Here is a 19,154-nt window from a genome sequence, read left to right as displayed (position 1 = left end):
CGCGTGTTCCGTTCGTCACGCTGCGTCCCGCGCGGGCGGTGGGAGGTCAGTCCGCGACCGGCACGTCCACGAACCGCACCGGCGTGCTGCCGTCCGAGACGGTCGTCGAGCCGTCGGGCACGTCGACGACGACGGAGTCGGAACCCGTGTCCGGCCAGACGACGGTCACGCGGGACGTGACGCCCGGGTTCAGGGAGCCGACCTGCAGGTCCGCGAGGACGTTGCGCTCGTTGAGGTCGTAGAACGTGGGCTCCACGAGGTAGTCGACCGGGTAGACGCGCACCCCGCCGTCGAGCAACGTGGCGTTGCTCGCGCCCAGGAGCCCGCTGCCGAGGTCGCCGCGGCCGTCGCGGACGGACCCGAGCACGCTGACGAACGTCGCGTAGTCCGTCCCGTCGTTGCGCACGTCGAGGGTGCCGACGAGGTAGCCGCCCGCGCGTCGCACCTCGACGAGCTCGACGTGCAGGCTCTGGACGTCACCCACCGTGTCGCGGTGCTCGAGCGTGACGCCCCCCAGACCGTCGACCGTCGGCCCTTCGGCTGCGGCGACGTCGCCGGTCGGTCCCTCGACGTCGACGGGCTCGTCGGCGGCGGTGAACTCGACCGTGACCCGGCGGTTGAGGGAGCGCGCCTCGTCGGTGAGCTCGGTCGTGACCGGCTCGCGCTCGCCGCGGCCCTCGACGCGCACGTCGAACCGGCCGAGGTCGGCAACCTGCCCCAGCCGGTCCGCCACGGCCTGCGCCCGGCGCTCCGACAGGTCCTGGTTCGCGGCGTCCTCGCCCACGTCGTCCGTGTGCCCGACGACCACGAGCTCGCCGTCGGCCGCGAGCGCGAGCTCGCCCGCCACGGCCTCGAGCGCGGTGTCCGCCTCCGGCCCGAGGTCGGCGGAGTCGACGCCGAACAGCACGTCGGAGCTCACGTTGACGCTGACCTTCTCGCCCGTGTCGCGCGTGCGGACGGCGTCGTCGGCCGTGGCGCTGTACGTCTCGAGGACGGCGGTCGGCGCCACGACGTCGTCGACGCCGGCCCGGGCGAGGTCGGCCACGGGCACGGTGAGACCGTCGGCGTCGGCGGCGGCCACCACGGGGACGTCCTCGACGAGACCGAGGGACGGCACGAGGACCGCGGTGGTCGGCGTGGTCGGCGCGTCGAACGCGACGAAGCCCACGACGGGCTCCCGACCCGGCGCGATCATGTACTGCTCGCCCAGCTCGGCGAGCGCCCGCCCGGAACCCGATCGCGCGGCCTCGCGGACGACGCCGGCGTCGAGGTCGACCAGCCGCACCCCGTCGAACGAGTCCTCCTGGTCGGCGATCGCCCGGTTCCCAAACACGCCCCCGGTCAGCAAAGACCCCTCCCCGCCGCTCGCGCCGACCTCGATGCGCAGGACGGCGAGGTCTCCGTCGACCACCAGAGGTCCGACCGTGCCCTCGAGGTCGAGACCCAGGACGTTGCCCTGGACGGCGACGGGCGTCGGGTCGGTGGAGAGCGCGGGCGCCTCCGTGGCGGTCGCCGCGGGACCGGGGTCCGGGGCGTCGACGCCGCAGCCCGCGAGGGCCAGGGCGACGACCGCCACGACAGGAGCGACACGCGTCGCACTCCGCGTTCCGTACCGGTGCTGCATCGCGAGATCTCCCCTGTCGATCGACGTCCCGCGGGCTCGTGCCGCGCGGCGGCACGACAGTAGTCGACCGGTTTCGGCCGCAGGGCCGACGACCACTGGCGTCAACGTGTGTTGACACCGAGCGTGCGTCAACCTAGATTGACAGCCATGGAACCCGTCGACATGGACGCCGCGAGCAGCACCGACCCTGACACGGGGCTGCGCGCCGTGCGCTCGCTGCGCGTGCTCGCCGAGCGGCTCGAGGCGCTCCAGGTCGAGCACGCCCGAGCGCTCGGCTGGTCGTGGCAGGAGATCGCCGACCGGCTCGGCGTCTCCCGTCAGGCCGTGCACAAGAAGTACGGCGCGTCCCGTACCACCAGGAGGTCATGACATGTTCGAACGCTTCGCCGCCGACGCCCGCGACACGGTGGTCGGCGCCCAGGAGGTCGCTCGGTCCCGCGGTGACGACGCCATCGACGCCGTGCACCTGCTCCTCTCCCTCGCCGGCCAGGACGGCGGCGCGGGCGCCACCGCGCTCGCCTCCGTCGGCGTCGCGACCGCCGACCTCGAACGCCACGTCGACTCCGCGAGTCGTCACGACGCGCTCGACGGCCCGGCGCTCGCCGCCCTCGGGATCGACCTCGACGAGATCCGTGCGCGCACGGACGCGGCCTTCGGGCCGGGGGCGCTCGACCGCGCGGGCGACGACGAGCGCCGTCGCGGGCGACGCAACCGGCGCTCGCACATCCCGTTCACACCCGAGGCGAAGAAGGCGCTCGAGCTGTCGCTGCGCGAGGCCGTGCACGAGGGCTCGCGCACCATCGACTCGGGTCACGTCCTCGCCGCGCTCGCGCGCGCGAAGGGCTCGACGGCGCACCGCGCGCTGGTCGACGCGCTCGCCGAGGCGGGGTCGGACGTCGCGGGCCTGCGCGCCGCGCTCACCACGCAGCACCGCCAGGCCTCCTGAGGCGCCCGCCAGCCGTGCGGCTCCCGTCGGTCGGCAGGCCCGGTCCCGTCAGCCCGACGGGACCGGGCCGGTGAACGCGTCGAGGTCCCACCCCGCGGCCGTCGCTAGCTCGCGGTAGGAGCGCTCGAAGAACGCGAGGAGGACGGCGTCGGGGTCGGCCGCGTCGCGCAGCACCCCGCACGGGAGCACCGCCTCGCGCAGGCCGGGGTCCCAGTACCCCGGGGTGAGGTCGAGGTCGGCCACCCCCGGCGGCTGCGGGTACGCGTACGCGTAGACCTGGTCCGCGTGCGTCGTCGGGTCGCCGGGCCAGTAGCCGACGGCGAGGTTCTCGGCGTTCTCCGCGTAGCGGTAGATGGGCTCGACGTCGTCCGGCTGGTGGAAGGGCCGCCCGTTGAACAGCGTGAGCCCCAGGTCGAAGGCGCCCCAGTAGAAGCGCGGCCCGCTCGACTTGCCGTAGAACCCGGAGCGGAACCGCTCCATCACCGCGACGACCCGCTGGACGGTCGCGAGCCACGTGCGCGTGAGCTCGCCGTCCCACTCCCCGACCGTGGTGTCCTGCTCGAACGGCACCGGATCGGGGATCTCGCGCGGGGTCGACCACACGCGCACGACCACGGCGAGGCGGTCGAGGCACGCGAGGGTGCGGGCGTAGAAGTCGGCGACGGACATCGGCCCCAGCCCGATGGTCTCGGTGCGCCCGTCGGACGTGCGGAACGCGACGTGCGCCGCCACCAGGTCGATCTCGACGTCGAGCGCGCGGTCGCCGACCTGCATCACGGGCGTGACGAACCCGCGCGACGTCACGTGGAACGCGACGTTCCACCAGTGGTTGACGAACGGCGTGAGGTCGAGCACGACCTTGCCGACTACCTGCGTGAACAGGTGGAGCGGCCGGCGCGTCGGCTCCCACCGTCGCACGTCGAGGTCGGGCCACGGGGCGGGGCGGGCGGCCGGCTGGGTCACAGGAGGCTCCTCGGGGCTCGGTCGTCCTGCCACGGTAGGACGCCTCGCGTCCCTGTGCCCGACGACGGGGTGACGCCGGGCGGCCCCGTGACGCCTAGCGTCGTGGCGTGCCCGAGACATCTCTCCCCGACCGCGCCGGCGACCGTACGTCGACACCGAACCGACCCGCCGGGGTGACGTCGTCGCCGCCCCGCCCCTGGCGACGCGCTGCCGTCGTGCTCGTCGCGAGCTTCGTGCTCGGCGGCCTCACCTCGTACGCCCAGGGGTTCCTGCCCGACGTCGCAGCCCCCTTCGCGAACTCGGCGACCGGCTGGACGCTGCTCACGGCGCTCCTGGTCGCCTGGTACGCGCGCGCCGAGCACGCCCGGACGTGGCACGCCGCCGTGCTCGGCGCCGCGAGCTTCGTGCTGCTCACCCTGGGCTACACTGTCGTCGCCGACCTCCGTGGGTACGTCTACGACCCGACGATGTTCGGCCTCGTCGGCCTCGTCGTCGGCCCGTTCGTGGGGGTCGCGGCGGCGTGGCTGTGGCGCTCGGGCGTCCACGCCGCCCTCGGCACCGCGGTGCTCGCGGGCATCGGCGTCGGCGAGTCGGTGTACGGGCTCACGACGGTCGTCGAGACGACGGGCGCCACCTACTGGGTCGTGATCGACGTCGTCGCGCTCGTGCTCCTCGCCGCCATGCTCGCGCGTCGCGTCCGCGGCGCCGTGCCCGTCACGGTCGCGGTCGCTGGCACCGCTGCGATCGCAGGAGCGTTCGTCCTCGCCTACCGCGCCCTGGGCACGATCGGCTGATCCGTCAGAGCTTGGTCACCGGCGAGTAGCGCAGCAGGAGGCGCTTGGTCCCGTCGGCGCCGAAGTCGATCTTCGCGACGGCGTTCGGCCCCGCCCCCTCGAGCGCGACGACCGTCCCGAGCCCGTACGCGTCGTGCGTGACCTTGTCCCCCACGGAGAGGGTCGGCACGTCCCCGTCGGCCCGCGGCGTCGCCGACCCGAACTTCGCCCCACCGGACGGCGAGCCGAACGCGGCGCGGGCAGGGGCCGACGACGACGGGTCGTGGCGGGTCTGGCGGGAGCGGCCCGAGGAACGAGGGCCGCGGATGGTAGACCCGTCGTCGTCGGCCCCTGACCGCGCCCCCGACCCGAACCCGGACCGCGAACCGGACCACGAGCCCGAGCCGCGGCCCCAGACCGACCCGCCCGCGCGCAAGGTCGCCATCGACGACTCGCGGCGCCGCCAGTCCCACAGCTCCTCCGGGATCTCCTCGAGGAACCGGCTCGGCGGGAACTCGTTCGCCATGCCCCACGCGGACCGCACCGCGGACCGCGAGACGTAGAGCCGCTCGCGCGCACGGGTGATGCCCACGTAGGCGAGGCGGCGCTCCTCGGCGAGCTCGGCGTCGTCGTGCAGGGACCGCATGTGCGGGAACGTCCCGTCCTCCATGCCGGTGAGGAAGACGACGGGGAACTCGAGGCCCTTGGCCGTGTGGAGCGTCATGAGCGTGACGACGCCCGGGTCCTCCTTCTCCTCGCCCTCGGCGTCCTCGTCGGCGCCGTCGTCCGCGGGGATCTGGTCGGCGTCCGCGACGAGCGAGACGCGCTCGAGGAAGTCGGACAGCGTGCCCTCGGGGTCGAGCTCCGTGAACTCCGTCGCGACGGCGTGCAGCTCGGCGAGGTTCTCGACGCGCGTCGCGTCCTGCGGGTCGTCGCTCGCGCGCAGCTCGGCGAGGTACCCGGTCCGGTCGAGGACGGCGCCGAGGATGTCCGACGGCGTCGCGCCGGAGTCCGCGAGCTCGCGCAGCCCCGTCATGAGCTCGACGAACGCGCGCAGCGGGTTGAGCGTGCGGTTGGTCAGGCCGGGGATCTCGTCGATGCGGGCGAGCGCCGCGCCGAACGAGATGCGCTCGCGGTCCGCGAGCGCCGCGACCGCGCCCTCGGCCCGGTCGCCCAGCCCGCGCTTGGGCGTGTTGAGCACGCGGCGCAGGTTGACGTCGTCGTCGAGGTTGTCGATCGCGCGCAGGTACGCGACGGCGTCCTTGACCTCGCGCCGCTCGTAGAAGCGCGTGCCGCCGACGACCTTGTACGGCAGGCCGACGCGGATGAGCACCTCCTCCAGCGCGCGGGACTGCGCGTTGGTCCGGTAGAACACCGCGACGTCGCCGGGGCGCACGCCGTCGGAGTCGCCGAGACGGTCGATCTCCTCGGCGACGAACCGCGCCTCCTCGTGCTCGTTGTCCGCGACGTAGCCGATGACCTTGGCGCCCGCGCCCGAGTCGGTCCACAGGCGCTTGGGCTTGCGGTCGGGGTTGCGCGAGATCACGGCGTTGGCGGCCGAGAGGATGTTCTGGGTCGAGCGGTAGTTCTGCTCGAGCAGGATGGTGCGGGCGTCCGGGTAGTCGGCCTCGAACTCGAGGATGTTGCGGATCGTCGCGCCGCGGAACGCGTAGATCGACTGGTCGGCGTCACCGACGACGGTGAGCTCGGCCGGGTCGAGCGCCGGGACCTGCGCCTCGCCCGTGCCGCTCGTCGCCGCGTCGGTCGCGGCGGAGTCCTCGCCGACGCCCGCGAGCTCGCGCACGAGCACGTACTGCGCGTGGTTGGTGTCCTGGTACTCGTCGACGAGCACGTGCCGGAACCGGCGGCGGTAGTGCTCCGCGACGGCCGGGAACGCCTGCAGCAGGTTGACCGTGGTCATGATGATGTCGTCGAAGTCGAGCGCGCTCGCGGCGACGAGCCGGGCCTGGTAGCGCGTGTAGACGTCGGCGAGCACCTGGTCGAACTCGGGCACGCTCGCGCCGTGCTGGCCGCCGCGCGCCGCGAGGCCGTCGTCGGTCGCGTGCGCGCCCGAGTCGCGCGCGTACGTCTCGGGGTCGACGAGCTCGTTCTTGAGGTCCGAGATCTTGTTCGCGAGCGACCGCGCGGGGTATTTCTTGGGGTCGAGGTCCAGCTCGCGCGTGACGAGCGTGATCAGGCGCTGCGAGTCCGCGGCGTCGTAGATCGAGAAGCTCGACCGCAGCCCGAGCGTCTTGGCCTCGCGCCGCAGGATGCGCACGCACGCCGAGTGGAACGTCGAGACCCACATGTTCCGCGCGCCCGGACCGACGAGGGCCTCCACGCGCTCGCGCATCTCCGCCGCGGCCTTGTTGGTGAACGTGATCGCGAGGATCTGCCCGGCGTTGGACCGGCGCGTGGCGAGCAGGTACGCGATGCGGTGCGTGAGCACGCGCGTCTTGCCCGACCCGGCGCCCGCCACGATGAGCAGCGGCCCGCCCGCGTGCACGACGGCCTCGCGCTGCTGCGGGTTGAGCCCGTCGAGCAGCGCCTCGGGGTCGAGGTGGGCGTACCGGCCGCGGCGCTCGCCCGGTGCGGAGCCCGACGGCGCGCCGTCGCCTCGCGTCCCTGCCCCGCCCGCGGTGCCGTCCCCGGCGGGCGACCCGGCGCCGTCGGGCACGGCCGGGTCGTCGGTCCAGCGCGGGGCGGTCCGCGGGAGGCGGGACTCGCCGCCGTGGTCGACGCGCGGGCCGTCGAACAGCGTGTCGAGGCCGGGCAGCGGGAGGTTCTCGAAGAGCGAAGCCATAGCCCCTCCAGCCTAGGCGCCCGCGCCCACACCCGGTGCCGCCCCGCCGATGAGTCCTGTCGTCCGCGACGGTCTCCCCGTTCGTCCGCACCACCTGCCGCACCAGGAAGGAGCCCACCATGGCGACGACCCACCTCACGGGCGTGCACACCGTCGCGGTCCCGGTCACCGACCAGGACCGCGCGCTCGCCTACTACACCGGGACGCTCGGCTTCGAGGTCCGCATGGACGGCGAGCTCCAGGAGGGGTTCCGCTGGGTCGAGGTCGCTCCCCCGGGCTCCACGACGTCCGTCGCCCTCGTCACGGCGGGTGACGGCCTCCCCGCGGGCGTCGACACCGGCATCCGCCTCACGACCTCCGACGCGGCCGCCGACCACGCGGCGCTCACGGACGCCGGTGCGAGCACCAGCGAGCTCCTGCGCTGGGAGGGCGTCCCACCGATGTTCTCGCTCCGAGACGTCGACGGGAACACGCTCTACGTGATGGAGGTCCCCGGCTGACCAGGGACTCCCCACCGGTCAGGTGATCGCGAGCCCCACGCCCCACGTCGCCGCCGCGAGGAGGCCGCCCAGGAGCTGGACGAGGATCGTGATGCCGGTGGCCTGCATCGCGGCGACGGTCGCGCGCCACGCGGCGCGACGGTCGCGGCGGCGCAGGAGCTCGGCGACGAACACCGCGAGCACGAAGCCGATGAAGAGCCCGATCACCGGGATGACGAAGAACCCGACGACGCCCGCGATCCCGCCCCAGACGAGGGTCGACCACGGGACGTCCGCCCGGCGCATGTGGCGGCCGGCGAGGACGTACTGCGACACCTCGGCGGCGACCACGAGCACCGCGGCGACCGCGAAGACGACCCACGCGGCGGTGCCGCCCGTGACGATCGCCCACACGAGGACCGCGCCGAGCACGAGCACGTTCCCGGGCAGGACCTGCACGACGATCCCGACCAGCCCGACCAGGATCGCCAGCCCGACGAGGACCTCTCCACCGATGCTCACGGGGGAAACCCTCGCACGTCACTGCCGACGCGCACGCCCCGGAAGCGGTGCCAGCCGCGGGTGCGCGACGCCGTCGACCACCCAGGACCGGATCATCGCGCTGAACAGGTCCGGGTCCTCCGCGCTCCACTGGTGGTGCATCCCCGGCGCGAGGCGCACGACGGCGTCCGGGACCCGCCGGGCGATCGTCCCGAGCGCGGAGCGGGCGGCGCGCAGGTCCCGCGAGCCCGCGACCGCGAGGACGCGCGCACCCGAGCCCTCGAGCCCCGTCGGAAAGCACCCGTCGTAGACCTCGCGCACCGTCCGGGCCATGTTGTCGCGCCGGATCGCGAGGCCGGAACGCACGAAGAGGTCGCGCGCGTCCGTGGGGAGGCCGAAGGACCGCGCCTGCGCCTCCCAGTACCAGCGCCGGTCCCACACCCGGAGCTGCGCACGCCCGAACGCCCCGGTGAGCCCGCGCACGCCGTCGACCGCCGCGCCGGACGCGAGGACCGAGCGGACCAGCCCGGGGTGCCGGGCCGCGACGTGCAGGGCGACGACCCCGCCGTACGACAGCCCGACGAGGTGCACGGACCGGCCCGCGGGCAGCGCCGCGACGAGGGCCGCCACGTCGTCGGCGGTGGCGTCGAGCGACACCACGTCCTCGGCCGCACGGGACCCGAAGCCCGGCAGGTCGGGCGTCCACAGGTCGAGGTCGGCGAGGTGCTCGACCTGCGGCTCCCACATCCACGACGCCACGTTGCCGCCGTGCAGCAGGACGACGGAGATCGCGTCCGCACCCGTCGTTGCGGGTCGCGTGGCGGGGTGGTGCACGACGACGTCCGGCGGGGTCACGCGAGCACCTCCCGCTCGGTCTCGTCGAGCCACGCGAGCTCGGTGCGGGCGTGCGCGAGCCCGTGGCGCAGCGTCGCGAGGCGCAGGGCGAGGCCGCGCGTGCCGCGGACGCGGTCCGCGTCGGGGCCGCCGCCCGCGAGGACCGCCGCGACCCGCTCCTCCTCGGCGGTGAGCGTCGCGACCGTCTCCTCGGCCAGGGCGCGCCGGGACGCGAGGAGCGCCGCGACGCCCGCGTCGTCGAGCTGGTCGGCGAAGAACAGCCGCCCGAGGAAGGGCTCGCGCGAGTCCTCGGGCCCGAGCGGCGAGGCGAGCCAGTCGCGCAGCGCCTCCCGGCCGGCGTCGGTGATCGTGTGGACCTTCCGGTCGGGGTAGCTCTCCTGGGGCACGACCTCGACCTCCGCGAGACCGGCGTCGACGATCGCGGTGAGCGTGCGGTAGAGCTGCGAGCGGTCGGCCGCCCAGAAGTGGCGCACGGAGGAGTCGAACGCACGCTTGAGGTCGTAGCCGGTCATGGGGCGGACGGTGAGGAGCCCGAGGACGAGATAGCGAAGGACCATGCGACTAGTGGACCATGCACCTATCGAGCCGTCAACGCCCGTGGACGACGAAGGCCCGCCGACGGACGATCCGTCGACGGGCCCCGGTCGGGTCGCTGCGGTCAGTTCCAGAAGACCGCGACGAGGATGTTCACGAGGGTCAGACCACCGATGGCGTGCTTGACGCCCGGCGCGACGGCGCCGTCGGCCGACTTGGCCCCCTGGCGCTTGGCGACGAACGCGAGTACGGCGATGACGAGCGCGATGACCAGCTTGACGCCGATCTTGGCCATGTCGAGCTCTCGCCCGAAGTCGCCCATCTCCTTAATGCCGACCATGACGATCCCCGCGACGAGCGCGGTGAGCGCGCCGTGGAAGACGCCCTTGTACAGGCCCGGCGAGCGCAGGGACGCGAGGTAGCCGCCGAGGACGATGGCCCACCCGATGAAGTGCAGCGCGACGAAGACGTTGTAGAGGAACTCCATGGCGCCATCCTATTTGCTGACGACCGTGTCGTGAAAGTTTGCACAAAGTGAGATGCGTCCAGGTCGCGCGCGGTGCGCACCGCGCGGGCCATAGCGAGCGCCGCGGGCTCGACAAACCAGACTAGAACGGTCTAGTATTTCCGGTTTCCCACCATGCGGACCGGGGCTGTCCACGTCGCTGGACCCCCGCTATCGTTCAGGGCATGACCACGGCAGCCCGCACCCTCCTCGTGACCTCGCGTCACGGGATGCCGGCGTGCGCGCACACGTGTCTCAGCTGTTGTCGCTGAACCGCGCCCGACTCAGCGCGAGCCCTGGCTCGCCTCTCTCCCCGAGAACCCCTGAGAACCGGCGCGCGCCGTCGGTCCTCAGCCACTCGCACCCTCGCTGAGCGCTCGCCGTCGCGCGTCCCCGCCCCCGCACGAGGACACGAGGAACCCGATGACGCAGGTCACGACGGTGCCGGACGCCACCCCGGCCCGACCTGAGCGCCCGGCCCGCACCGGTGAGCGGCCCGCCCGCCCGGCGCGAGCCGCCCGGCCGAACGGGCAGTGGAAGGTCGACGGCACCGAGCCGCTCAACGGCAACGAGAAGTGGAAGCAGGAGGACGGCGGGCTGTCCGTCCGCGAGCGGATCGAGACGATCTACGCCCGCGAGGGCTTCGACTCCATCACCGACGACGACCTGCACGGGCGTTTCCGCTGGTGGGGCCTGTACACCCAGCGCAAGCCCGGGATCGACGGCGGCAAGACGGCGACGCTCGAGCCGCACGAGCTCGAGGACCGGTACTTCATGCTCCGGGTCCGCATCGACGGCGGCGCCCTGACGACCGAGCAGCTCCGCGTCATCGCGGACATCTCGAAGGACTTCGGCCGCGACAGCGCCGACATCACCGACCGCCAGAACATCCAGCTCCACTGGGTCGAGGTCGAGAACGTCCCGGAGATCTGGCGCCGCCTGGAGGCCGTCGGCCTCCAGACCACGGAGGCGTGCGGCGACGTCCCGCGCGTCGTGCTCGGCAGCCCGGTCGCGGGGATCGCCGCCGACGAGCTCGTCGACATCGGCCCGGCCGTCGCGGGGATCACCGAGAAGTACATCGGCGTCCCGGAGCTGGCGAACCTCCCCCGCAAGTTCAAGACCGCGCTCACGGGTCACCCGAGCCAGGACGTCGTGCACGAGATCAACGACGTCGCGTTCGTCGCGCTCCGCCACCCCGAGCTCGGCATCGGGTTCGACCTGTGGGTGGGCGGCGGGCTGTCCGCGAACCCGCGCCTCGGCGAGCGCCTCGGGGCGTTCGTCACCGAGGAGCAGGTGCCCGACGTCTGGCACGGCGTCGTGCAGATCTTCCGCGACTACGGCTACCGCCGCCTGCGCAACAAGGCGCGGCTGAAGTTCCTGCTCGCCGACTGGGGACCGGAGAAGTTCCGCGAGGTCCTCGAGACCGAGTACCTCGGGTACGCGCTGCCTGACGGCCCGCCCGCCCCCAAGCCGCCGGTGCCCGGCGACCACGTGGGCGTGCACAAGCAGAAGGACGGGCTCAACTACGTCGGCGCGGCACCGTACGTGGGGCGCGTGTCCGGGACGATCCTCGCGAACGTCGCCGACCTGGCCGAAAGCGTCGGGTCCCACCGCGTGCGCCTCACGCCGCACCAGAAGCTGCTCGTGCTCGACGTCCCGGACGAGCACGTCGAGCACGTCGTCTCGACGCTCAAGGCCAACGGGCTCGACGCCGCCCCGAGCCCGTTCCGCCGCAGCACCATCGCGTGCACCGGCATCGAGTACTGCAAGCTCGCCATCGTCGACACCAAGGACACCGCCAGCGCCACGATCGACGAGCTCGAGAAGCGGCTCGGGGACCTGTCGCACATGAAGCCGCTCTCGCTGCACGTCAACGGCTGCCCCAACTCGTGCGCGCGCATCCAGACGGCGGACATCGGTCTCAAGGGCCAGCTCGTGATGGACGACGACGGCGAGCAGGTCCCGGGCTTCCAGGTCCACCTGGGCGGCGGGCTGGCGTCCGACGACCGCGAGGTCGCGGGGATGGGCCGCACCGTCCGCGGGCTCAAGGTCACCGCGACCGACCTGCCCGACTACGTCGAGCGGGTCGTGCGTCGGTACGAGGCCGACAAGGACGGGACCGAGACCTTCGCGGAGTGGGCGCACCGAGCCGACGAGGAGGCGCTCCAGTGAGCGAGGACCAGGGCGTGACGACCACCACCGCGGCCACCCCGTCGTCGGGCACGGCCGACCCGCTGGCCGCGCTGCGCGCCGCGGCGAGGGCGAAGGCCGAGCAGCGCGAGCGCGCGAAGGCGGCGCACCACGCGGAGCGCGCCCGGCAGGTCGAACAGGGCCGCGAGAAGCGGTCTCTCGACGAGCTGCGCGAGATCGCGCGGCGCGGCGCGGAGCTGTTGCACGGCGCCGGCACGCCCGGCGTCGAGGGGTCGTCCCGCCCGGAGGCGACGGCCGAGGAGGTCATCGCCTGGGCGGCGCGCGAGTTCGGGACGTCCGTCGCCGTGGCCTGCTCCATGGCCGACGCCGTGCTCCCGCACGTCGTGGCAGCGCAGATCCCGTGGGTCGACGTGCTGTTCCTCGACACGGGCTACCACTTCGCCGAGACCGTCGGGACGCGCGACGCCGTCGAGCAGCAGATGGACGTGACGATCGTCGACGTCCGGCCCGAGCTCACGGTCGCCCAGCAGGACGCGGCGCACGGCAAGGACCTGTTCGGGCGCGACCCGGCGCTGTGCTGCCAGATGCGCAAGGTCGAGCCGCTGCACCGCACGCTCGCGGGCTACGAGGTGTGGGTCACGGGCGTGCGCCGCGACGAGGCGCCGACCCGGACGAGCACCCCGCTCGTGACGTTCGACGAGAAGAACGGGCTCGTGAAGATCAACCCGCTCGCGGCCTGGTCGTTCGACGACCTGCTCGCGTACGCCGCGCGGCACCAGGTGATCCTCAACCCCCTGCTGAACGACGGCTACCCGTCGATCGGCTGCCAGCCGTGCACCCGGCGCGTCGCGCCGGGCGAGGACCCGAGGGCCGGCCGCTGGGCGGGGCTCGACAAGACAGAGTGCGGACTCCACGTATGAGGACGGGCATGACGACCATCGACCTGACGACCGACGCACCGGGCTCCCCCGCCGGTGCTCCCGCCGGCGCCTCCGCAGAGGCTGCGCCGGCCCCCGCCACGGCGCTGCCGGGCGGGCGCCGCCTCGCGCAGCTCGACGCGCTCGAGAGCGAGGGCATCCACATCATCCGCGAGGTCGTCGCCGAGTTCGAGCGGCCCGTGCTGCTGTTCAGCGGCGGCAAGGACTCCGTGGTGATGCTGCACCTCGCGGTCAAGGCGTTCGCGCCCGGCCCGGTGCCGTTCCCCGTGCTCCACGTGGACACGGGCCACAACTTCCCGGAGGTGCTCGCCTACCGCGACGCGACCGCGCAGCGCCTCGGCCTGCGCCTCGAGGTCGCGAGCGTGCAGGACTACCTCGACGACGGCCGCCTGCGCGAGCGCGCCGACGGGACGCGCAACCCCCTGCAGACGCAGCCGCTGCTCGACGCGATCTCGGGCCACCGGTTCGACGCCGTGTTCGGGGGCGGCCGTCGCGACGAGGAGAAGGCGCGCGCCAAGGAGCGCGTGTTCTCGCTGCGCGACGAGTTCGGCCAGTGGGACCCGCGCAACCAGCGCCCGGAGCTGTGGAACCTCTACAACGGGCGCCACCGGCCGGGCGAGCACGTGCGCGTGTTCCCGCTGTCGAACTGGACCGAGCTCGACGTCTGGCGCTACATCGCGCGCGAGCGGATCGAGCTCCCCGAGCTCTACTACGCGCACGAACGCGAGGTGTTCGACCGCGACGGCATGCTGCTCGCCGTCGGGCCGTACTCCGAGCCCCGCACGGACGCCGAGGCCGCGTCCCTGCGGACGGAGACGGTGCGGTACCGGACCGTCGGCGACATGTCGTGCACCGGCGCCGTGCGCTCGGACGCGACGGGCGTCGAGGACGTCATCGCCGAGGTCGCCGCGACGCGCATCACCGAGCGCGGCGCGACCCGCGCCGACGACCGCCTCTCCGAGGCCGCCATGGAGGACCGCAAGAAGGAGGGGTACTTCTGATGGGCACCCAGACCAGCACCGGCACCATCGCCGAGGACGCGCCGCCGCTCGACGATGCGCGCCGCGGGACGCTGCTGCGCCTCGCGACGGCGGGTTCCGTCGACGACGGCAAGTCCACGCTCGTGGGCCGCCTGCTCTTCGACTCGAAGTCCGTGCTCGCCGACCAGCTCGACGCGGTCGAGCGCGTCTCGCGCGACCGCGGCCTCGAGTCGGCAGACCTCGCGCTGCTCACCGACGGCCTGCGCGCCGAGCGCGAGCAGGGCATCACGATCGACGTGGCGTACCGGTACTTCGCCACGGCGCGCCGGTCGTTCATCCTCGCCGACTGCCCCGGCCACGTGCAGTACACGCGCAACACGGTGACCGGCGCGTCGACGGCGGACGTCGTCGTGCTGCTCATCGACGCGCGCAAGGGCCTGCTCGAGCAGACGCGCCGCCACCTCGCGGTCGCGAGCCTCCTGCGCGTGCCGCACGTGGTCGTGGCGGTCAACAAGATCGACCTCGTCGACTACAGCGAGGCCCGGTACGAGGAGCTCGCGGCGGACATCCGCGCGGCCGCGACGTCGCTCGGCGTCGGCGACGTGCACACGCTCCCCGTGTCCGCGCTGGTGGGCGACAACGTGGTGGACCGGGCGAGCGCCAGCACGCCCTGGTACGACGGCCCGAGCCTGCTCGAGCTGCTCGAGGAGCTCCCGACGGGCGACGACCCGGAGACCGAGGCGTTCCGCTTCCCCGTCCAGGTCGTCATCCGCCCGCAGGCCGCGGCCGACGAGCGCTACCGCGACTACCGCGGCTACGCCGGCCAGGTGGCGTCGGGCGTCGTGACGGTCGGGGACGAGGTCGTGGTGCTGCCGTCCGGTCGGCGCACGACCGTCGTCGGGATCGACACGGCGGACTCGCTCGCGTCCGGCGAGGAGCTCACGGAGGCGTTCGCGCCGCAGTCCGTGACGATCCGCCTCGCCGACGACGTGGACGTCGCGCGCGGCGACCTCGTCGCGTCGGCGGGTGAGGCGCCCGAGGTCACGCAGGACGTCGAGGGCACCGTCGCGTGGCTCAGCGACCGCCCGCTCCTGCCCGGCGCCCGCGTGCTGCTCAAGCACACGACGCGCACGGTGCAGGCCGTCGTGCGCGACGTCGTCGGGCGGCTCGACCTCGACACCGCCGAGCTCGAGCCCGCCGAGCGCCTCGACCTCAACGACATCGGTCGCGTGACGCTGCGGCTCGCGTCGCCCGTCGCCGCCGAGGAGTACGTCGTCGCCCGGCGCACGGGCGCGTTCCTGCTCGTCGACGGCCAGGACGGCGGCACGCTGGCCGCCGGCATGGTCGGCGACGCGCTCGCCGCCGCGCGCCGTCCGGCGTCCCGGCCCGGCTCGTACGCGATCTAGGCTGGCAACCGTGACCGCACCCGAGCACGAGACGTACCCCCTGGGCCTGCGTCTCGACGGCCGCCGGACCGTCGTGGTCGGCGGCGGTCCCGTCGCCGCGCGCCGTGCGCGCGGGCTCCTCGACGCGGGCGCCGTCGTGACGGTCGTCGCGCCGTTCGTGTGCGAGGACCTCGCGGAGCTGCTCGCGGTCCACGGGACCGAGGACGCGGGGGGCGCCCACGGTCACGCGGCCGCGCCCCGGGGCCGCGGCGCGCGGTTGTCGTGGGTGCGGCGCGACTACCTCACGGGGGACCTCGACGGCGCGTGGCTCGTCCACACCGCGACCGGCGACCCGCACGTGGACGCCGAGGTCGCAGCGGACGCCGAGGCCGACCGGATCTTCTGCGTGGCCGCGGGCGACGCGGACCTCGCGACCGCGTGGGTGCCCGCCGTGGCGCGCACCCGCGTCCCGAGCACGGCTCCGGGTGACGTTGCGCGCGGTCCGGCTCGCGATGCCTCGCCCGGCCGGGCCGCAGAGGTCACGGTGTCGGTCAACGCGGGCCGGGACCCGCGCCGCGCCCAGCGTGTTCGCGACGCCGTCGCCGCGCTGCTCGAGGCGGGCGAGCTCCCGCTCCGGGCGGTGCGTCCGGTGGGCGCGCGCGCCGCGGCCGACGACGCCGCTCGCCACGCGGGCGCGGTCTCCGGGCCGCTCGTGCGGCCCGTGGGATCGGTCGCGCTCGTCGGGGGCGGCCCCGGCGACACGGGTCTGATCTCGGTGCGCGGGCGACGCCTGCTCGCGGAGGCGGACGTCGTCGTGGTCGACCGGCTCGGGCCACGCGGTCTGCTCGACGAGCTCGGCGACGACGTCGAGGTCGTGGACGTCGGCAAGACGCCGGGCCACCACCCGGTGCCGCAGGCGGAGATCAACCGGATCCTCGTGCACCACGCGCTCGTCGGGCGGCGGGTCGTGCGGCTCAAGGGCGGCGACCCCTACGTGTTCGGGCGCGGCGGGGAGGAGCTCGACGCGTGCCGCGAGCACGGCATCCCGGTGGAGGTCGTGCCGGGCGTGACGAGCGCCGTCTCCGTCCCCGCCGCGGCGGGCATCCCGGTGACGCACCGCGGCCTGTCGCGCGGGTTCACGGTGCTCACGGGGCACGAGGACGTGGGCAAGGTCCCCGCCGCGAGCGACCACACCGTCGTCCTGCTCATGGGCGTCTCGCGGCTCGCGGAGACGGCGGACGCGCTCGTCGCACAGGGCCGCTCGCCCGAGACGCCCGTCGCGGTCGTCGAGGACGGCTACGGCCCGCGCCAGCGGACGACGGTCGGCACCCTCGCGACCATCGCCGACCGCGCCCGCGACGCGGGCGTCCGTCCCCCGGCGGTCACGGTCGTGGGCGACGTCGTCACCCTCTCCCCCGCCTGGGCCACCCCCGCCACCCCCCGCTGAGTGCATGAAATAGTCGCTCTCGAATCGGTTCGAGGGCGACTATTTCATGCACTCAGCGATCAGAGGAGTCGGCGCTGGGCCGCCCAGCGGGTGAGCTCGTGGCGGGACGAGAGCTGGAGCTTGCGCAGCACGGCGGAGACGTGGGTCTCGACGGTCTTGATCGAGATGAACAGCTCCGAAGCGACCTCGCGGTACGTGTAACCGCGCGCGATGAGGCGCATGACCTCCTGCTCGCGCGCGGAGAGCCGGTCGAGCTCGTCGTCGCGCACCGCGACGTCCCCCGCACCCGTGCCGAACGCGTCGAGCACGAAGCCCGCGAGGCGCGGGGAGAACACCGCGTCGCCGCCCGCGACCTGCCCGACGGCGGCCGACAGGTCCGGGCCGGAGATCGCCTTGGTCACGTACCCGCGCGCCCCGGCGCGGATGACCGCGACGACGTCCTCCGCGGCGTCGGACACCGACAGGGCGAGGAACCGCACGTCGCCGAGCAGGTCGGTGCAGCGCTGGATGACCTCCGCGCCGCCGCCCCCGTCACCGCCGGGCAGGTGCACGTCGAGCAGGACGACCGGCGGGCGCAGCTCGTGCACGCGCGCGACCGCGGACTCGACGTCGTCCGCCTCCCCCACCACGGCGACGAGCGCCGGGTCGAGGCTCGCGCGCACGCCCGCCCGGAACATGTGGTGGTCGTCGACGAGCACCACCGGGACGGGGCCGGTCGCAGGGACGCCGTCGGCGGGCGTGCTGGGGATGGTCGTCACGGGTCCTCCTGGTTCGACGGTGCGCTCGACGGCGTGCTCGACGGCGGGCGGGCGGGCTCGGGCTCTGCCGTCACGGCCCGCGGCACGCGCAACCGTACCTCCGTGCCCCACCCCGGCCTGCTGATGATCTCGGCCTTGCCGCCGCGCCGCTGGACCCGGCCGAGGATCGACTCCCGCACGCCGAACCGGTCAGGAGCGACGTCGTCCATGTCGAACCCGTCCCCGCGGTCGCGCACGAACACCTCGACGGCCGCGTCGCTCACCTCCAGGTAGACCGAGTAGGGCGGCCCGCCGTGCGCGACGGCGTTGACGAGCGCCTCGCGCGTCGCCTGGAGCAGCGCCGCGGTCTCCTGCGTGGGGGTGCAGTCGCCCACCACGACGACGTCCACCACGACCGGCCCGGGTTCGGTCTCGCCGGGCACCGTCGCGCCGGCCGTCCCGACGGGTGCCCCGATGGGCTCGGCGCGGCGGCCCACGCGCCCGTCCTCGACCTCCGCGACGAGCCCGCGCAGCTCGGCGGCGAGCGACGTCCCGGGCGAGGGGCGGTCGTCGTAGAGCCACTCGCGCAGCTCGCGCTCCTGCGCACGCGCGAGGCGCGCCACGGTGTCCGCATCGGACGACCGGGCGCGGATGAGCGCGAGCGTCTGCAGCACGGAGTCGTGCAGGTGCGCGGCGATGTCGGCGCGCTCGGCCTCGCGGGCGCGCGCGGCGCGCTCGTCGCCCAGCTCGCGCACGAGCTTGAGCCACCACGGGGCGAGCACGATCGCGACGCCGGCGAGCACCGCGACCGCCGCGACCGCCGCGCGGACGATCTGCGTGGGCCGTGCGTCCTGCCCCACGAGGAGCACGATGCCCACGAGCACGAGCACGACGCCGCCGGCGATGCGGAGGACCCCGGCGGGCGTGCGCCCGCCGGCCCGCGTGAGCAGCCGGCCGCGCTCGACGGCGTCGAGCTGGCTCCACGCGAGCGCCGCGCCCGCGAGCGCGATGAGGACCGGGATCACCCACGACACCTCGACGTCGATGCCCGTGCGCAGCGCCACGAGCAGCGCGGCGCCGCCCAGCAGGACGACGCCGATCGCGACGTCGCGCACGGGGAGCCGACGGACGCTGCCCTGGAGCCGCGGCGCGAGGCGCGACAGCGACGCCGGGCGCTGCTCGTCGCGCGCCGCCGCCGGGTCCCCGGAGGGCACCGTGAGCCACCAGAACACGTAGAGCGCGACGCCGGCGCCGCCCGCGAGCCCGAGGAACGCCATCACGAGGCGCACGACCCCGACGCTCACGCCCAGGTGCGCCGCGAGCCCCGCGCACACGCCGGCCACCCACCGGCCGCGCTCGGGGCGGCGCAGCGGCAGGTCGCGCGGTCGGGAACCGGACCCGGCACCGGTCGGTGCGCCGGGCCGCGGGCCGGGGCGGGCAGGAGTCGTCACCCCCCGATCGTCACACGTCCCGGGCGCCGGGAGCGCCCCCGGACGGGGAAACCAGGGTCGCGCGGCGGGCGGTTCAGGGTCG

18 protein-coding genes are annotated in these 19,154 nt (G+C 74.3%); 9 read left to right on the top strand and 9 right to left on the bottom strand.

The genetic code is table 11. The features are described 5' to 3' along the window. Nucleotides 1-46: 46 nt before the first annotated feature. Entirely contained in the window at nt 47-1,576 is a 1,530-nt protein-coding gene (locus ACN9MS_RS06080; RefSeq protein ID WP_426311139.1) for an OmpA family protein, read from the bottom strand. Between the two features lie 195 nt (nt 1,577-1,771). On the opposite strand from ACN9MS_RS06080, the gene ACN9MS_RS06075 reads away from it, so the two are divergent. Both ACN9MS_RS06075 and ACN9MS_RS06070 read left to right on the top strand, forming a co-directional pair. Next, the gene (locus ACN9MS_RS06075; RefSeq protein ID WP_378234153.1) at nt 1,772-1,993 is read left to right on the top strand and encodes a helix-turn-helix domain-containing protein; all 222 of its coding nucleotides are present in this window, start codon (nt 1,772-1,774) and stop codon (nt 1,991-1,993) included. A gap of 1 nt (nt 1,994) precedes the next feature. Next, on the top strand, nt 1,995-2,570 hold the full coding sequence (locus tag ACN9MS_RS06070; protein WP_426311138.1) for a Clp protease N-terminal domain-containing protein: 576 nt from the start codon (nt 1,995-1,997) through the stop codon (nt 2,568-2,570). 48 nt (nt 2,571-2,618) lie between these two features. Here ACN9MS_RS06070 and ACN9MS_RS06065 read toward each other — a convergent pair whose 3' ends face one another. Further along, nucleotides 2,619-3,533, bottom strand: a complete 915-nt coding sequence (locus ACN9MS_RS06065) for a DUF5996 family protein (protein ID WP_426311137.1) — start codon at nt 3,531-3,533, stop codon at nt 2,619-2,621. Nucleotides 3,534-3,640: 107 nt separating this feature from the next. Here ACN9MS_RS06065 and ACN9MS_RS06060 point away from each other — a divergent pair, with 107 nt between their 5' ends. Then, nucleotides 3,641-4,327, top strand: a complete 687-nt coding sequence (locus ACN9MS_RS06060) for a DUF6518 family protein (RefSeq protein WP_426311136.1) — start codon at nt 3,641-3,643, stop codon at nt 4,325-4,327. 4 nt (nt 4,328-4,331) lie between these two features. On the opposite strand, the gene pcrA is transcribed toward ACN9MS_RS06060, so the two are convergent. Beyond that, on the bottom strand, nt 4,332-7,109 hold the full coding sequence (pcrA, locus tag ACN9MS_RS06055; protein ID WP_426311135.1) for a DNA helicase PcrA: 2,778 nt from the start codon (nt 7,107-7,109) through the stop codon (nt 4,332-4,334). A 119-nt stretch (nt 7,110-7,228) separates the two neighbouring features. On the opposite strand from pcrA, the gene ACN9MS_RS06050 reads away from it, so the two are divergent. Next, the gene (locus ACN9MS_RS06050; protein ID WP_426311134.1) at nt 7,229-7,609 is read left to right on the top strand and encodes a VOC family protein; all 381 of its coding nucleotides are present in this window, start codon (nt 7,229-7,231) and stop codon (nt 7,607-7,609) included. A gap of 18 nt (nt 7,610-7,627) precedes the next feature. Here ACN9MS_RS06050 and ACN9MS_RS06045 read toward each other — a convergent pair whose 3' ends face one another. The 4 genes from ACN9MS_RS06045 to ACN9MS_RS06030 form a co-directional block, all read right to left on the bottom strand. Beyond that, nucleotides 7,628-8,110, bottom strand: a complete 483-nt coding sequence (locus ACN9MS_RS06045) for a DUF456 domain-containing protein (protein ID WP_426311133.1) — start codon at nt 8,108-8,110, stop codon at nt 7,628-7,630. Between the two features lie 18 nt (nt 8,111-8,128). After that, nucleotides 8,129-8,944 carry an alpha/beta fold hydrolase gene (locus ACN9MS_RS06040; protein ID WP_426311132.1) on the bottom strand — a complete coding sequence of 272 codons (816 nt, stop codon included), beginning with the start codon at nt 8,942-8,944 and terminating at the stop codon, nt 8,129-8,131. Further along, complete coding sequence (locus ACN9MS_RS06035; protein WP_426311131.1) at nt 8,941-9,501, bottom strand: PadR family transcriptional regulator; 561 nt, start codon at nt 9,499-9,501, stop codon at nt 8,941-8,943. Before ACN9MS_RS06035 ends, ACN9MS_RS06040 begins: the two co-directional genes overlap by 4 nt. Before the next feature lie 101 nt (nt 9,502-9,602). Further along, nucleotides 9,603-9,965, bottom strand: a complete 363-nt coding sequence (locus tag ACN9MS_RS06030) for a hypothetical protein (protein ID WP_426311130.1) — start codon at nt 9,963-9,965, stop codon at nt 9,603-9,605. A 441-nt stretch (nt 9,966-10,406) separates the two neighbouring features. On the opposite strand from ACN9MS_RS06030, the gene ACN9MS_RS06025 reads away from it, so the two are divergent. From ACN9MS_RS06025 to cobA, 5 genes are all read left to right on the top strand, one after another. Further along, on the top strand, nt 10,407-12,155 hold the full coding sequence (locus tag ACN9MS_RS06025) for a nitrite/sulfite reductase (RefSeq protein WP_426311129.1): 1,749 nt from the start codon (nt 10,407-10,409) through the stop codon (nt 12,153-12,155). A gap of 215 nt (nt 12,156-12,370) precedes the next feature. After that, nucleotides 12,371-13,054 carry a phosphoadenylyl-sulfate reductase gene (locus tag ACN9MS_RS06020; RefSeq protein WP_426311840.1) on the top strand — a complete coding sequence of 228 codons (684 nt, stop codon included), beginning with the start codon at nt 12,371-12,373 and terminating at the stop codon, nt 13,052-13,054. An 8-nt stretch (nt 13,055-13,062) separates the two neighbouring features. Further along, nucleotides 13,063-14,073 (top strand): sulfate adenylyltransferase subunit CysD, encoded by a 1,011-nt coding sequence (gene cysD / locus ACN9MS_RS06015; protein WP_426311128.1) that lies wholly within the window; start codon nt 13,063-13,065, stop codon nt 14,071-14,073. After that, entirely contained in the window at nt 14,073-15,458 is a 1,386-nt protein-coding gene (locus ACN9MS_RS06010; protein WP_426311127.1) for a sulfate adenylyltransferase subunit 1, read from the top strand. Before cysD ends, ACN9MS_RS06010 begins: the two co-directional genes overlap by 1 nt. A gap of 10 nt (nt 15,459-15,468) precedes the next feature. Then, entirely contained in the window at nt 15,469-16,884 is a 1,416-nt protein-coding gene (gene cobA, locus ACN9MS_RS06005) for a uroporphyrinogen-III C-methyltransferase (protein ID WP_426311126.1), read from the top strand. A 59-nt stretch (nt 16,885-16,943) separates the two neighbouring features. On the opposite strand, the gene ACN9MS_RS06000 is transcribed toward cobA, so the two are convergent. Both ACN9MS_RS06000 and ACN9MS_RS05995 read right to left on the bottom strand, forming a co-directional pair. Further along, nucleotides 16,944-17,561 carry a LuxR C-terminal-related transcriptional regulator gene (locus tag ACN9MS_RS06000; protein WP_426311839.1) on the bottom strand — a complete coding sequence of 206 codons (618 nt, stop codon included), beginning with the start codon at nt 17,559-17,561 and terminating at the stop codon, nt 16,944-16,946. Nucleotides 17,562-17,638: 77 nt separating this feature from the next. After that, a complete protein-coding gene (locus ACN9MS_RS05995; RefSeq protein WP_426311125.1) occupies nt 17,639-19,072 on the bottom strand; it encodes a PspC domain-containing protein in 1,434 nt (477 codons plus the stop codon). Nucleotides 19,073-19,154 lie beyond the last annotated feature (82 nt).

The sequence above is a fragment of the Cellulosimicrobium sp. E-16 genome (genome assembly GCF_049913115.1).
Lineage (GTDB): Bacteria > Actinomycetota > Actinomycetes > Actinomycetales > Cellulomonadaceae > Cellulosimicrobium.
Note: the sequence above shows the minus strand (reverse complement) of the source record. Positions and strands in the feature narration are given on the sequence as shown.

What these genes read in the sequence shown, in the direction of transcription:
- ACN9MS_RS06030 (WP_426311130.1), bottom strand. Translation starts at nt 9,965, where the DNA reads ATGGAGTTCCTCTACAACGTCTTCGTCGCGCTGCACTTCATCGGGTGG.
- cysD (WP_426311128.1), top strand. Translation starts at nt 13,063, where the DNA reads ATGACGACCATCGACCTGACGACCGACGCACCGGGCTCCCCCGCCGGT.
- ACN9MS_RS06070 (WP_426311138.1), top strand. Translation starts at nt 1,995, where the DNA reads ATGTTCGAACGCTTCGCCGCCGACGCCCGCGACACGGTGGTCGGCGCC.
- ACN9MS_RS06010 (WP_426311127.1), top strand. Translation starts at nt 14,073, where the DNA reads ATGGGCACCCAGACCAGCACCGGCACCATCGCCGAGGACGCGCCGCCG.
- ACN9MS_RS06000 (WP_426311839.1), bottom strand. Translation starts at nt 17,561, where the DNA reads ATGTTCCGGGCGGGCGTGCGCGCGAGCCTCGACCCGGCGCTCGTCGCC.
- ACN9MS_RS06035 (WP_426311131.1), bottom strand. Translation starts at nt 9,501, where the DNA reads ATGGTCCTTCGCTATCTCGTCCTCGGGCTCCTCACCGTCCGCCCCATG.
- ACN9MS_RS06025 (WP_426311129.1), top strand. Translation starts at nt 10,407, where the DNA reads ATGACGCAGGTCACGACGGTGCCGGACGCCACCCCGGCCCGACCTGAG.
- ACN9MS_RS06075 (WP_378234153.1), top strand. Translation starts at nt 1,772, where the DNA reads ATGGAACCCGTCGACATGGACGCCGCGAGCAGCACCGACCCTGACACG.
- pcrA (WP_426311135.1), bottom strand. Translation starts at nt 7,109, where the DNA reads ATGGCTTCGCTCTTCGAGAACCTCCCGCTGCCCGGCCTCGACACGCTG.
- ACN9MS_RS06050 (WP_426311134.1), top strand. Translation starts at nt 7,229, where the DNA reads ATGGCGACGACCCACCTCACGGGCGTGCACACCGTCGCGGTCCCGGTC.